We start from the raw sequence: 13,994 nt of genomic DNA, 5'->3' as shown, positions 1-13,994 counted from the left end.
AATGCCGCCAGACAGCAATAAAAGAGATTTGCCTGATGAACCTACAGGTAAACCTCCGGCACCCAGTACTTTTGTCGATGTTAAATAGGTTGCTTCTTCCCGAATATCGACAACTAATTCCAGATCTGGATTGTGTACGTCTACTGTAATATTTTCTGTATTGACTAATAAATAACCACCAAGTATTTGATTAAATTTCTGGGAGTTAATGGGAAAGTCCTTGAAAGATCTTTTTGTTGTTACCTTAAAAGTAGCAGGATTTGCTTCTTTTAATATTTCTAGTGCTTTTTCTTTAATTGTTTGTTCATCATTTTCCACTTTCATCGCAACACTTAAGCTTTGAATGCCGAATATATGACGGCACCTCTCCATAATTGGTTCAGGATTTTCACCATTTAACACAATATACATCCGATCACGCTTTTTCTGGACTCGGGTATCGGGATAATCACGAATCGCGGAAATAACATTGCTTTGTAATTGTGTTGTAAAAAGCTTTCGATTTCTTCCCTTAAGGGATAATTCCCCATAACGAATAACTATATGATCATATTGCATTCCTATCTACCTCATAACTTTACTTAATTTATCTAATACTTTTGTTAATTCTTTCAGAAAAACATCAATTTCTGCTTTTGTCGTTTCATAGGACATACTTACTCTTAATCCAGATGAAGCTATTTCATAACTTCTGCCGCATGAAACTAATACTTGACTTTCATCAGCACTCTTGGAAGAACATGCTGACTTTGTCGAAATAAAGATGTTCCTTTCTTCCAGTGCATGAATTACTACTTCCGGTTTTAAACCAGGTGCAGAGAAATGAACAATATGTGGTGCACTCCCGTTTTTGGGTGTATTTAATTCAATATGACGCATCTTGCTTAGTTCATCCATTACATATTGTTTTAACTCAGCCAGGTTATTTATTTCTGCCTGTCTTTCTTTTGCCAGGCGCATTGCTTTTACCATCCCAACAATTCCTGGAACATTTTCTGTACCAGAACGAAGATTGGCTTCTTGTCCACCGCCATGAGCTAATGAGAACAGTTTGACTCCAGTCTTTACATAGAGTAAGCCCGTTCCTTTTAATCCATGAATCTTATGACCAGAAATCGTGCATAGATCGATATTGGCTTCTCTAATATTTAATGGTACTTTTGCAAAACCTTGGACATTGTCCACATGATAAAATATTTTCGGATAATTGCTTAATAATTGGCCGATCTCTGAAATTGGCTGAATTGTTCCAATTTCATTATTTACATGCATGACAGATACAAGAATAGTTTCATATGTAATGGCAAATTTTATATCGTCGACACTGACCCGGCCTTCTTGATCTACAGGTAAATATGTCACTTCAAACCCCAATCTTTCTAACCCTTCACACGCTTCCATAACTGAAGGATGTTCAACAGAAGTTGTGATAATATGTTTTCCTCTGTTTTGGTGGGCTAAAGCAATTCCTTTTAACGCAATATTGTTTCCCTCTGTCCCGCCAGATGTAAAGATTATCTCAGGTGAATCCACTTCCAGCAGAGCACTGGCTTTTTCACGAGCTTTGCGCAATAAACGTTCTGAATCCATTCCCAAACCATGAATGGAGGAAGGATTGCCAAAATATTGAGTCGCAACCTGATGGAAACTGTCCAATACAGCTTTGTCAGGTTTCGTTGTTGCACTGTTGTCTAGATAAATCATACTATCCCTCTTTTTCCTTAACCATCCGAAATATCGTACCACATTTTTATCATGCTGCAAACATGTATGAATTATTTTACTATCGAATAAATAACACCCTGTTTTTCATAATGAAAAACAGGGTGTTAAGGATCTCTTATCGGGCTGCTACCGTATCAATTCCTAATTCCGCTAAAAGAGTGTCAATGGAAATAGATTCATCAGGATTTACCTGCCCAATGTAATTTTCCAATCCTCTTTCATCAGAAGAATTTCTATTGTTCTCTATTACGTTATCTTGCATCTCAACGCTCTTTTCTTCTATCAACTTCACTATTGGAACAAAATGAAAGTAATTATTTACCCTTACTTTTTGTGTCATCTCATTATCGATAGAGACATGATAAGTCGCTGGATCTGAGTCTGCTGCTTTGTTTCCAGCCAACGTCCAGAGTACTCCACCCCATACCAGCAGAGTGATCACACATAAGATACCTGCCAACCATTTCATGATGTCTTCCCTTCCTTTAACCCATCATTTCTTGAAAATGCTCATCCAATTGTTCGATTTTCTTCAGTGCCTGTTCATCAATTTCTTCGATCGCTCTAACTGCTACTTCTAATGCTGCCTCATATTTGTAATTACGGAACAATGCCTCAGCTTCTTTCAGATGTGCTGAGAGCATTGGGTGATTGCGGCGATATCGATTGCCATACTGAATAGCAATCTCCACAAGTCGTGCCTGATCTAGAACACTTGTCGTCTGTTGTACAAAATTATTAACAGATTTTTCTGCTTCATTCAGGCTATGTTGCACATTCGCCATATCCAAAGGGTGTTTCTGGAGATTGTTTAAGACAACCTCACATTTGTCTGTTGACTCTTCCAATAAATTCAATAAGGAGGAAGGCACACCAGGAATATTGCTCTTCATTAGCTGCTTCTGCATATTGATCAGAGATAGTTTTAATTCATTTATCTTTGCTTTTGCGTCTATCTCATCTTTTCTCAGATCCTGAACTTTTCCATAAAATTCTGCCTGGGCTTCTTCCAGCTTGTCCACATCTTCCAGATATTGATCCAGCTTCCCTTTAATATCTAAATGATGGGTTGTTTTCATTTCATAATTTTCTTCGATCTGTTCGAACTGACTATCCAGTTTTTCTAACCACTTTTCTATACTTAAAAACATCTCTATATCAGCTGATTCAATATAATACGTTCTTTGCAATTCGGAGATTTCCTGTTTTAATACCTTATACGCCTTATTTAATTCATCTGTTTTACTTTTCAGTCTCGGAAGTTCATTTTCTACAATCGATTTTGATGCTTCTTCTTTTTCTAATAATACAACAATCTCATTCAAGCGAACTTCCATTTGTTCCAGTAATTCTGCTGCATCTTCTATTTCACCATTTTCCAGGTTCAAAATAGTATCTTTTAACATTTTCTCATATTGTTTCAGTTCCTTCTCAAAACCAAACTGTTCAACTCGAAGTCCCTCTTCCGCCATTTCCAGCATTTCCCTGCGTAATTCCATTATTTGTTCAGGGAGAATCTTTTTACTTTTTCGATATAATTCAGGAAAAACGTGGATCTTATCATCCAAAATACGAATTTCTTCTTTTAATTCATCGATCATTTGCTGTGCCGCAATATAATTACCGCCTTCTTCCAGCTCTTGATGAGAATCAAGTTTCTTTTCCAACTTGGTTAACCTTGCTTCAAAAAACAATTCTGCATTGCCGAATTGTGTCCGGTTATGTAATAAATGCTTCTTCAATTCTTTTATTTGAGGACCTATTATGTCAATTTGTTCTTTTGTATATTTTTCTGAATCTAATAAACTGTCAACTTCCTGATATATTTGATCGATATCTTCATCGATTTTTTGTAAAGAATTCTCAACGGAAGCTAATCGCTTTCTTGCTTTGTTTATATTAAATCGATTTGCCAGCTCTTCGACATCCAACAAATCCTCTTCCATATCTGGTAATGTTCTAGTGACAATGTTATCCCAGTTATCTTTCCATTTTTCAAACTTGTCCTGGGTTTCACCTAATAAATTTAGTTGTTTTATTTTCCCTAGTTCTGCTGTCACATTTCGACTCATGATATTCATTTTCCACTCTTCCAGACGATCAACGTGATCATAAACTTTTCGTCTAAGAATAAGTCCTACTACCATAAGTGCAATAATGAGTAATATTCCACCGATCACAAATTCCATTTCGTATCCTCCTACTAAAACAACTATATCTCTCAAACTTGTCATTTTGTGAAAATTTATGCGACTTTTGTATGTAAAGTTATAATATCATGATTCTCGCCTTTATTGCTATGATTTTCAAATATTTATTGAATATATCTGTAAATACTTAAGAAAAACATAACATTTGTCACTTACTCTTATTTATTATATGATAAGTGCACTAATTTTCGGGAGAGTTCTCGAGGAAAGTGATGTGTGAAAAAATGTTTGAAACTTCTATATATAATGGTAATAGAGAAAAGGATTATCCTTTAGTAATAAAACAGTTAGAAGCTTTACTTCATGACGAACCAGATACAATTGCCAACCTTAGTAATGCTTCGGCACTATTAAATCAGTATTTAAATGAAATCAATTGGGTTGGTTTTTATCTTTGGAAACATGATCAATTAGTACTAGGGCCATTTCAAGGATTACCTGCGTGTGTCCGGATTAAAAGCGGCAAAGGTGTATGTGGTACAGCAGTCTCAGAAAAGAAAACTCAGCTTGTAGCAGATGTACATCAATTTCCGGGTCATATTGCCTGTGATGCAGCAAGTCAATCGGAAATCGTTGTTCCCATAAGGAAAGATGGCGAAATTTTTGGTGTGCTGGACATCGACAGTCCGATCAAAAACCGCTTTGACGAAACAGACCAACAATATTTGGAACAGTTTGTTGCGACATTAGAAAAATATCTGTAAAGCTATTGACTTTACTCTCTGAAAATCATATAATGGAGTTTGTGTAAAAAAGGTAGCCTATGTGGACCACCGGCTGACCATTTTGTTCCTTACACCTCATTATGTGGTATTTAAGGTGCATCGAGTAACTCTCTGCTACTAGGGCGAGGATGCATGAAAAACAAAATGGCTGACGATATCGGGAACACACTGTCTTATTTATGCAAATTTTATATATAAAGGAGAAGATGCACTATGGCTCGCTATACAGGTTCTGTATGGAAAAAGTCTCGTCGTCTTGGTATCTCATTAACAGGTACTGGTAAGGAGTTAGACAAACGTCCTTACGCACCAGGTCAACACGGACCTAATCAACGTCGTAAACTATCAGAATATGGTTTACAATTACAAGAAAAACAAAAGCTACGTTTCATGTATGGCGTTAACGAACGTCAATTCCGTAACTTGTTTAACAAGGCTGCAAAAATCAAAGGTATCCATGGTGAGGTCTTCATGACACTTCTTGAATCTCGTCTAGATAACATTGTTTACCGTCTTGGTCTTGCTAGAACTCGTCGTCAAGCACGTCAGCTAGTAAACCATGGTCACATCACTGTTGATGGCAGCCGTGTGGATATTCCATCATACGAAGTGAAACCAGGTCAAGTAATCGGTGTTCGTGAAAAATCTCAAAAGCTTGATATTATCACTGAAGCAGTTGAGGCTAACACTTTCACACCAGAATACGTTACATTTGATGCTGACAAACTAGAAGGAACTTACACTCGCTTACCAGAGCGTTCTGAGTTACCTGCTGAGATTAACGAAGCACTTATCGTTGAATTCTACTCTCGTTAATTCCCGAGCATATTATTTAACGATAGTAAAAACCCTAGAATCCTTGTTATATCAAGCGATCTAGGGTTTTTTTTGGTTTCTCATTTGTAAAATAATGTTTTACCCCCACTAATTATGTGGGGATTTTCATAAAAAGTTCCCTTCAAATTAATTACGTAGGTTAAATGGATGAGAGGCATCATGATATGATATACTCAACTACTTTTTCTTATCATTATCGCTCTTTCTTTCAGTTAATCCCTTACTTAATTTCATATTAGCCCTTCATTTAGTTGTTCAACTTCCGTATAAATTTGAAAGGTCACACCAAACTTGTCCGTTACATCGCCAAAGCCAGGACTGAAGGGTTCTTCTTTAAACGGTAAATTGACTTGGCCGTCTTGCCTCAAGGCTTCATAGATTTGTTTTGATTTTTCTACATTGTTTGTTGTGATGCAAATCGTTACCCGTTTTCCATTTTCAATAGTCGAAACACCTGGGGCATCAGAAAACATGAGTTCTGTTTCACCTACTTTCAATTTGGCATGCGCCACAAGACTCTTTAGATCGTCTGTGAACGTATCAGGCATATCCGGCATTTCTCCATAAGTCATTATGGAGATGATCTCTGCACCAATGGTGTCTTCATAAAACTGAATGGCTTCCCTTGTGCGCCCTTCCAAAGTAATATAGGGGGTAAGTTTTACTGTCATAGATTGTTCCTCCTCAAGATTGGATTGAATGAAAATTTATCATTCATAATTATAGACGTTCCTGCCGCTGTAAAATCATCGGTTTTTCGCAAAATTCCTATGGGCATCTATTTCTGTCGGCAGGCCAAATCGAACAAATAATTCGGTGTCTATGAAATGATGTATATGTGTTATTTTTCCATTGCTCATCTCGGGGATATGTATGGCCCATGGTGTCAGTAAGCCTTCTCGTCCATTTGGTACATATTGAGCATAAGCAGAACAATTCCCGTTAGCACGGATTGGCAGCAACTTGGAACCCAAACAATGACTGCGAGTAGTGTTATAGAATTTTAACAGATTAGACTTGCCACGGACCCACATCGTAAATGGAGGCATCGACAAGCTTCCGTTCTCGTTAAATAGCGCTAACAGTGCGTCAATGTCGTACTGTTCAAACGCTTCCACATAACGAGTAAGTAACAATTGGTCGACAGTAAAAACTCCGTCCTGCAATTTCTCGGACTGTAGATTCGAATGTGCAATCGTCCTTCTCGCTCTTTGCAACGCACTGTTTACGGCCGCGACGGTCATTCCAAGCACATCCGCCGTCTCACTCGCTGACCAACGGAAAACATCATTTAAGATAAGTACAGCCCGCTGCCGCGGAGGCAATAATTGCAAGATCGCAACAAACGATAATCGAATTGTTTCTCTGCTAACAACAATATTCAACGGATCACCAACTGTATCAGGTGCTGGCCATATCCAGGAATCTTTAGGTAATTTATCTTTAGGCTCCGTTATACTAGTGGACGGTCCTGAGATATCCATCGGCAGTGCCCGCCTTTTTGCATTTCTTAGTTTATCTAAACAAACATTCGTGGCAACACGATACACCCAGGCTCTACGTGAAGAATGTTGCCGAAGCTGATCCCAGTTTTGCCAGACACGGACCAGAGTATCTTGTACTGCGTCTTCCGCTTCAAAAATCGACCCCATCATCCGGTAACAGTATCCAGTTAATTCAGGACGCAGCTCCTCGATCATGTTTATTTCCCCATGCTTGTGGCTCATTTAACACTCTCCTCTTTTTGCCCCATAACATTCTTCTTAAAAAAAATTTCTTATTACTATCTTCGACCTCAATTCTGATTATCCTGTAGGAACTTCATATAATTGACCAGTTTTTTATTTCACTTTATAAGGTGAGGTTTTAGTCAGTGAAGTTTTTCTGATCTCCCAATGTTCATCAGCGAACTTATCAGGATGCTTAGCGTGATAAATATTGTAAAAAAAGCCCATGCTACCTTCCAATCCATGACTAGTGAAATCAAGCATTGCTAGTTATTACTGCAATGCTTGATTTTTGGTTATCGTCTCCCTTATTTAATTGTAATAAATTATCTGCTTCTTAAAGATACCTCCACCTAAATGCCACTTCTTGTCCTTACTCGTACAAGCCGTGCATATAATAAAACAACAATCACAATAATTGGAGGAAAAGCATGTTTGTTTTATTAGAGAAAATCGTGCTCGGAATGGCCTTTTTAAGAATACTTTCGGGATGCATTGAGCTCTTTGCGGCATTTTTAATGATTCGTTTTAATGATGTAGAGAAAGCGATCATCATTAACAGTTCCCTCGCTTTTATCGGTCCGCTTGTATTACTGTTGACAACAGCAATTGGTTTATTTGGAATTGCTGACCAGCTTTCGATAAAGAAAATATTCTGGATCTTTTTTGGTGTTGGCTGTATTCTGTATGGTGTTAAAAGCAGTTAACCAGCCACCATTAACAGCTCTTAAGCAAACAGAACAAACCCCTTTTTCCAAAAATCAGGGGCTTTTTTTTATTTGCAAATGTCTCCACCTCTTCAATCCTTTCCTAAAAATCATCGGCTTTCTTAACATATTTTTAACCATACTTGTGAAAGATAAGGTGAAACTTTGATCATATTACAAACGTCCAGGACTGCGATAAATTGGCAAAATACGAGGAGGGCTTAATATGGCCATTTTAAGTGGAAAACCAGAAGACGAACCTTTGCATTCAGGGGAAGTATTTCACCTCTGGTCTTACTTATACAGTACAAAGGGCTGCTTAGTTTCGATGCAGGTTTTTATTAATCACTGTGGTGATAATGATTTAAAAGCTTTTTTTGAAGACCTGCTTGAAAGCGGGTTTACTCAGGAAGCACAGCAAGTGGAAACATTATTAAAAGAGACAGGAATTCGCCTGCCTCCAGCTCCACCTGATCGTCCGAATGTCGAAGTGCAGGATATTCCAGCAGGAGCCCGTTTTAATGATCCTGAACTTGCCATTTTAGTACAAAAGGAATTGATGACAGGAAAAGTATTGTGCAGTTATGTGATGGGTATTGCTACACGTGAAGATATCAGGGAAATGTTTGGTGATTTTCACACGCAAAAAGAAGAAAATGAAGTAAAATTGCTGCAAATTATGAAACAAAAAGGCTGGCTCACATTACCACCACTAAACATTAAATAATTGTAAGGAGTAGAAAGCTGTTGAATTCTAAAAATAAAGGGAAAGTTATTCTTGCAATTGGTTCTATCCCGCTGATTATGACACTCGGAAATTCAATGTTGATTCCAATTTTCTCTGATATGAAATCGGCCTTGAACATATCCCAAATGCAGGTAAGCTTGACTATTACGGTTTTTTCGATAGCTGGAGCGATTTTTATTCCGATAGTCGGTTATCTGTCTGATCGATTTTCTCGAAAAGTCATTATTATTCCTTCATTAATTCTTTTTGGGCTTGGCGGGTTGCTGGCGGGATTAGCTGGAGCCTTTTTTTCAAACGCTTATGCCTGGATACTAATTGGCCGGACTTTACAAGGAATAGGCGCTGCCGGAACAGCACCTGTTGCAATGGCATTAACCGGGGATCTGTTTAAAGGAGGAGAACAAAGCCGGGTTCTCGGTATTTTTGAAGCTTCCAACGGGCTTGGAAAAGTTCTTTCCCCGATAATAGGAGCCCTGCTTGGACTAATTGTGTGGCATTCGGTATTTTTTGCATTTCCAGCAATATGTCTTGTGTCCCTTTTACTTACGATATTTTTTATTAAGGAAAAAAGCAATCGTCAGGCACCACCCCCTTTTAAGAAATATGTAAGAGGATTGTTCACTGTATTTAAACATGAAGGCAGATGGTTATTCACTGTTTATTTAGCAGGCGGAACCTGTTTGTTCACATTATTCGGAATCTTATTCTTTCTATCAGATACATTAGAAACAAAATATTCAATTGACGGGGTCTGGAAAGGTTTAATTCTGGCAATTCCGTTACTTATTATGGTAACTACTTCCTACATAACAGGAAGCAAAATCGGAAAAAATTTTGAAAAGATCAAAAGATTGCAATTAATCGGATTCAGCCTTATGACACTATCGTATGCTTCTCTTATCTTTTTTGAGAAAATAGTCCCCTTCCTGTTAGTACTGGCATTCAGCAGTATAGGAGCAGGATTGATTTTACCTGGTGTTAACAGTTTGATTACAGGAGCTGTAGGCAAGGAAAGAAGAGGATTTGTAACTTCCTTATATGGTTCGGTCCGATTTCTTGGGGTAGCATTAGGACCGCCGATTTTCTCTCGTTTAATGGAGTGGAGCAGAACCGGAATGTTTTTTTCCATCGCTGCATTAACACTGCTTGTCGGGTTGCTTATTCTCCTTCTTCTTCACGTAAAGGGGAAAGACGGAGAAAAGAATACGAAGACCAAAATCAGGTACAAATATGTATAATTTGAAGAACCTTAAAGAGAAATAAGTAAAGTAAAACCTTGAACATTTCTCTCCCTTCAATTATTTATCTAAACATAACTAGACTTGTTTAACGCTTCTTCCTTAATGCAAGCTGGTAAGGACGCTGAAGTTCAAAGTCACAAACAAAATTAACGATTCTAGTAGAAATCCACTGACTTATTAATGCCAGCACAATGATATGTAAACTAATGACTATAGAAGTGAATACGAAAATCAGCATATTGATGTAAAAGAGCGGTTTGCCCGGGAGAATATTTCTCTTGTGTGATATCATGACAGCAATCACCCCACTGCCGCCATTCGAAACATTATTCCTCATTAAGATCCCAATTCCCATCCCAAGGAAAAAGGAACCGATGATAAGATCAAGGAAGATATTACGATCAGGCACCTGCAGAAAGCTTTCAAAGAAATCAATTGCTATAGAAGTAACTGATATACTGACTAATGTCCACATTGTAAATCGCTTGCCAAGGTAATTTAACCCGATCATCATTAAAGTGAAATTGACAATCCAAAGGGCAAATCCAACATTCATCGAGAACCAGTGGTTTAATAATACCGCGATCCCTCCAGCACCACCAGAAGGTATAGAATTCGGAAATAAAAATAATCCCATTCCAAATCCCTGGCATATCCCTCCAAGTATAACTAGTCCACTTTTTTTCCACAATGATCGTAACTTCATCACAATGCTCCTCAATAGTAATCTATTAGGACAACTTACTACATAACCTATTAATGTTGATCAGTAAAAAGAACAAAAAATCACTTGCCAAAGACAAGTGATTTTAATATATTTTATCAATAAACCATGAAAGGATCATGGTAATATTTGAATTCAAGTAAATTGTTTGCTGGATCAATCAGAAAAAAAGTCATATGTTCTTCTTGTCTTCCTTCAAACCTTACCATTGGTTCATGAAAGAAAGGAAGCTCTTCTCTCAATGCATAGTCTAATGTTTTGTCATACTCATCTCTGTCTAAGAATGTCACACCATAATGACGTGGATACATTTTAGGTTTTTCATCGATATTACCTGGGCTTAGATGACAAACAACCTGATCACCAAAAAAATCAAATGTTACCCGATCATCATATCTTCTCGCCAATTGACAGCCTAGTTTTTGATAAAATTCAGCTGTTTCATCTAAATCCTTACAAGGAATAGCCAGGTGAAAGACTTTGTTCGTTTTTCGCATAAGATTTCCTCCTTCTTTTTCGCTCATTACGATAAATTAAATGTATCGGAACGTAATCCTAATCGAAGTGTTTCCAGTGAAATCACATCAGACAGAGCAATGTTTGCTAAGTTTACATTCGTTCCAACCTGTTCAATGAAAAAAGATTGCATTTGTTTATTCGGCGCCTCAAATATCAATTTATCGAACGGAATTTCAGAAGCTTTGATCAGTTCAAAAATGTCCATCCTTATTTCTCCGTCTTTTTTACATATCCCGCTTGTGCCGCTTTCTCTTGCTTCTGTTATCACTTTAAATGCCCCTGCTTCAAGATCCTCTTGAATATTCTCCAACCATTCAGAAGAGTCACTCTGATTAGCCTTCGATACATCTTTGTTTCCAACTTCACTTAAAACCGTAAAACCACCTGAAAAATATTTGATATACATAGCCTTTTCCTTGTTAGGAATTGTCAGTGTTCCATTAGAAATTTCTACATAGCGGCATTCCATATCCATGCAGAAATCATAGTATTGTTCCACTTTATCCTGGCTCAGAAATTTTTCAAACAATGTTCCGCCAAAGAAGAAATCAATCTCCTGTTCCCTTAGCCAGTTAACTTTCTGTGGTAAAAAACGGGTTACAAGTGATGTCCCCCAGCCAAATTTAACCAAGTCAATATACTGATTGGAACTGTTGATTGTATCTTTAAATAAATTTAAGGGAGTACCATTATCAATTAATATAGTTAAGCCGTTGTTTCTCGGTTTCTCCTCCCTTACTGGCAGTATTAAGCCTGTTTCTAACATACTTGAACCCTCTCAATCATTGGAATTTCACTAATCACATTTACTTTCATAACAAAATCGGTATCTAATTCCTTTACACAGCACATAACATCTTCACGTATAAATCCGGTATTCTTCGCATCAAAGAACTTTTTCGCAACATGCGAATGTAATATTCTTGTTTCTACTTCCTGGGGGGAAATTTGCTTTGTATCTTCTAAAATTTGTTTAATGTATTCGGCACAAGCATAATCGTCATCACCACTGGGATGGGAGGCAACAATGTTTATCTTTCTCTCTTCCTCCATGTGGGCCTTCTTGATAAATTCAGCGGTGTTTCTCGCATTTGAAAATCCGGTTACATACAGATGGTCCGAATCAAGGCAATTTAACGTTGCTCTGACACCATTCGTCGTTCTCTGAACAATTGTTTCTCCTGTCAATTGCTTTTGGGCAATATGAAAAGGGGAATTATCAAATTCAAAACCTTCAACAGGATTACCGTTCACCTCACCAGCAAGCAGATATCCTGGATTATTCTTCTTCATTTTAAACGCCTGCTCTACTGTTTCTACAAGAAAAATTCGACTAGCACCTCTCATAAATGCATAGTGAGCAACTGTAAATGCTCGGATTACGTCAATAACGATGGTAATATCCGCTTTTTCCCAAATCCTGTTTCTTCCCTGATATATTTGTATTTTCATGGACATCCACCTTTTTTGACTAATCTCTAATTTGGATTGCTGAATTCTCTACAACATGTATATTCGCCTAATTAACTTTGGTTACAAATTTGTCTGTCTCTCTAAAGATGAAGAGAACAGTTTCCTCAAAAAAAAACTGTACAGTAAGAAATTACTCACTTACTACACAGTTTCTTATAAACTAGTTTTCTTCTGCTTTATATTTCTTTTCCGATTGAGAAGTGCTTTGGCTGTTTTTCTTTTTATCATTATTTCTCTCTTCGATCTTTAAATCTTCCAGCGGTATATCATCTACTAACTGTTCTTCTTTAAACTTATATAATTCAGGTCTTCTTTCATCATGGACACTCTTACGCTTATTATCTACTGTCTCTTTCTTTTTCACTTCTTCATGTGCATCTTCTTTCTTCATCCCTCATACCTCCTCATTCATTTCTGCTTGACAGAATCATTGTGTGCCACTGTACACAACAAGTGCGATAACCGAACCAATAATGGCAACACCGTAAATCATAGTCAGGAATTTAAGATGGGGCCGCGATTTTTCTCGGTAATTCGGATCACTCCTCCCTAATTCCCTGTATGTCAGAATAAAGGAAAGGATACCAAGAATAAGAATTAATATAATGTAAACAAGCATTTACGTTGACCTCCTTCAATTCGTAACCCATATAAACCTATATCCCGAAATGAGGAAGGCTAAACCACTACTATTTTTATCATAAGAGCAATTATCAAAAATAAAAAAGTGCATCAGCTAGATGCACTTTTCCTTATCACTTCTTCTCATCCTGAGCTCCCCACCAGGAAATATTTTTCAACCCTTTTACATTTTTATAATGGAAGACAGGGTCCTTCCCTTGTTTCTTTTGTTTCATATAATCTTGTAAAACATCAATGGCAATTTTGCTGAGCAGCAGGATGGCAATAAGGTTGACGATCGCCATCATCCCCATAAATAAGTCAGCCATGTTCCAAACAACTTGAATGGAAGCAAGTGAACCGAACATTACCATTGCTAAAACGAGGAAACGGTATATTGTTAACAGGATCCCACTTTGGTTTAAGAAGCTGATATTTGTTTCTCCATAATAATAATTACCAACAACAGAACTAAAGGCAAAGAAAAAGATAATAACAGCACTGAAAATTGATGCCCAATCACCTATATGCTGACTCAAGGCTACCTGTGTCAGTTGAATTCCGTCATTCGATGAATCATAAAAATTATCATATAAAATTACGATAAAAGCTGTTAACGTACAAATAACAATGGTGTCAAAAAAGACTGCCAGTGATTGAACAAGACCTTGTTTAACCGGGTGACTAACACCAGCTGTTGCTGCAGCATTAGGAGCACTACCCATCCCGGCCTCATT

Annotated in this window: 18 protein-coding genes; 5 read left to right on the top strand and 13 right to left on the bottom strand. The window is 37.4% G+C overall.

The window, feature by feature from the left end:
• The 4 genes from F9U64_RS22845 to F9U64_RS05550 form a co-directional block, all read right to left on the bottom strand.
• The coding region (locus F9U64_RS22845) for a THUMP domain-containing protein (RefSeq protein WP_228275595.1) at positions 1 to 558 on the bottom strand (558 nt) is incomplete at its 3' end.
• A gap of 6 nt (positions 559 to 564) precedes the next feature.
• On the bottom strand, positions 565 to 1,704 hold the full coding sequence (locus F9U64_RS05560; RefSeq protein WP_153402026.1) for a cysteine desulfurase family protein: 1,140 nt from the start codon (positions 1,702 to 1,704) through the stop codon (positions 565 to 567).
• Positions 1,705 to 1,840: 136 nt separating this feature from the next.
• Positions 1,841 to 2,194 (bottom strand): hypothetical protein, encoded by a 354-nt coding sequence (locus F9U64_RS05555; protein ID WP_153402025.1) that lies wholly within the window; start codon positions 2,192 to 2,194, stop codon positions 1,841 to 1,843.
• Between the two features lie 16 nt (positions 2,195 to 2,210).
• On the bottom strand, positions 2,211 to 3,914 hold the full coding sequence (locus tag F9U64_RS05550) for a septation ring formation regulator EzrA (RefSeq protein WP_153402024.1): 1,704 nt from the start codon (positions 3,912 to 3,914) through the stop codon (positions 2,211 to 2,213).
• Positions 3,915 to 4,159: 245 nt separating this feature from the next.
• Between F9U64_RS05550 and F9U64_RS05545 the strand changes: the two genes are divergently transcribed.
• Complete coding sequence (locus F9U64_RS05545) at positions 4,160 to 4,639, top strand: GAF domain-containing protein (protein ID WP_153402266.1); 480 nt, start codon at positions 4,160 to 4,162, stop codon at positions 4,637 to 4,639.
• Positions 4,640 to 4,873: 234 nt separating this feature from the next.
• The gene (rpsD, locus tag F9U64_RS05540; protein ID WP_153402023.1) at positions 4,874 to 5,476 is read left to right on the top strand and encodes a 30S ribosomal protein S4; all 603 of its coding nucleotides are present in this window, start codon (positions 4,874 to 4,876) and stop codon (positions 5,474 to 5,476) included.
• Between the two features lie 251 nt (positions 5,477 to 5,727).
• Here the strand turns inward: rpsD and F9U64_RS05535 are convergent, their stop codons facing one another.
• On the bottom strand, positions 5,728 to 6,168 hold the full coding sequence (locus F9U64_RS05535) for a VOC family protein (protein WP_153402022.1): 441 nt from the start codon (positions 6,166 to 6,168) through the stop codon (positions 5,728 to 5,730).
• Between the two features lie 75 nt (positions 6,169 to 6,243).
• Positions 6,244 to 7,224, bottom strand: a complete 981-nt coding sequence (locus tag F9U64_RS05530; protein ID WP_153402021.1) for a sigma-70 family RNA polymerase sigma factor — start codon at positions 7,222 to 7,224, stop codon at positions 6,244 to 6,246.
• Positions 7,225 to 7,655: 431 nt separating this feature from the next.
• Here F9U64_RS05530 and F9U64_RS05525 point away from each other — a divergent pair, with 431 nt between their 5' ends.
• The 3 genes from F9U64_RS05525 to F9U64_RS05515 all read left to right on the top strand — a co-directional run bounded on the left by F9U64_RS05525 (position 7,656) and on the right by F9U64_RS05515 (position 9,917).
• Entirely contained in the window at positions 7,656 to 7,931 is a 276-nt protein-coding gene (locus F9U64_RS05525) for a YqhV family protein (protein ID WP_153402020.1), read from the top strand.
• Positions 7,932 to 8,157: 226 nt separating this feature from the next.
• Positions 8,158 to 8,658, top strand: a complete 501-nt coding sequence (locus tag F9U64_RS05520; protein ID WP_153402019.1) for a DUF3231 family protein — start codon at positions 8,158 to 8,160, stop codon at positions 8,656 to 8,658.
• A 77-nt stretch (positions 8,659 to 8,735) separates the two neighbouring features.
• Positions 8,736 to 9,917, top strand: coding sequence for an MFS transporter (locus F9U64_RS05515; protein WP_153402265.1), 1,182 nt, complete (start codon positions 8,736 to 8,738; stop codon positions 9,915 to 9,917).
• An 88-nt stretch (positions 9,918 to 10,005) separates the two neighbouring features.
• On the opposite strand, the gene F9U64_RS05510 is transcribed toward F9U64_RS05515, so the two are convergent.
• From F9U64_RS05510 to F9U64_RS22840, 7 genes are all read right to left on the bottom strand, one after another.
• Positions 10,006 to 10,626, bottom strand: a complete 621-nt coding sequence (locus tag F9U64_RS05510) for a YitT family protein (protein WP_153402018.1) — start codon at positions 10,624 to 10,626, stop codon at positions 10,006 to 10,008.
• A gap of 116 nt (positions 10,627 to 10,742) precedes the next feature.
• Positions 10,743 to 11,141: a VOC family protein gene (locus F9U64_RS05505; protein WP_153402017.1), complete on the bottom strand. Its 399-nt coding sequence runs from the start codon at positions 11,139 to 11,141 to the stop codon at positions 10,743 to 10,745.
• Between the two features lie 26 nt (positions 11,142 to 11,167).
• On the bottom strand, positions 11,168 to 11,929 hold the full coding sequence (locus tag F9U64_RS05500) for a phosphosulfolactate synthase (RefSeq protein ID WP_153402016.1): 762 nt from the start codon (positions 11,927 to 11,929) through the stop codon (positions 11,168 to 11,170).
• The gene (locus tag F9U64_RS05495; protein ID WP_153402015.1) at positions 11,923 to 12,615 is read right to left on the bottom strand and encodes a 2-phosphosulfolactate phosphatase; all 693 of its coding nucleotides are present in this window, start codon (positions 12,613 to 12,615) and stop codon (positions 11,923 to 11,925) included. Before F9U64_RS05495 ends, F9U64_RS05500 begins: the two co-directional genes overlap by 7 nt.
• A 181-nt stretch (positions 12,616 to 12,796) precedes the next feature.
• Positions 12,797 to 13,027, bottom strand: coding sequence for a hypothetical protein (locus F9U64_RS05490; protein WP_153402014.1), 231 nt, complete (start codon positions 13,025 to 13,027; stop codon positions 12,797 to 12,799).
• A 36-nt stretch (positions 13,028 to 13,063) separates the two neighbouring features.
• A complete protein-coding gene (locus tag F9U64_RS05485) occupies positions 13,064 to 13,255 on the bottom strand; it encodes a hypothetical protein (protein WP_153402013.1) in 192 nt (63 codons plus the stop codon).
• Positions 13,256 to 13,391: 136 nt separating this feature from the next.
• A partial coding sequence (locus tag F9U64_RS22840) for an alanine:cation symporter family protein (RefSeq protein WP_228275594.1) occupies positions 13,392 to 13,994 on the bottom strand: 603 nt, incomplete at its 5' end.

Origin of the sequence: Gracilibacillus oryzae (assembly GCF_009498735.1) — a bacterium.
In the GTDB taxonomy this organism is placed as follows: Bacteria; Bacillota; Bacilli; order Bacillales; family Amphibacillaceae; genus Gracilibacillus; species Gracilibacillus oryzae.
Note: the sequence above shows the minus strand (reverse complement) of the source record. Positions and strands in the feature narration are given on the sequence as shown.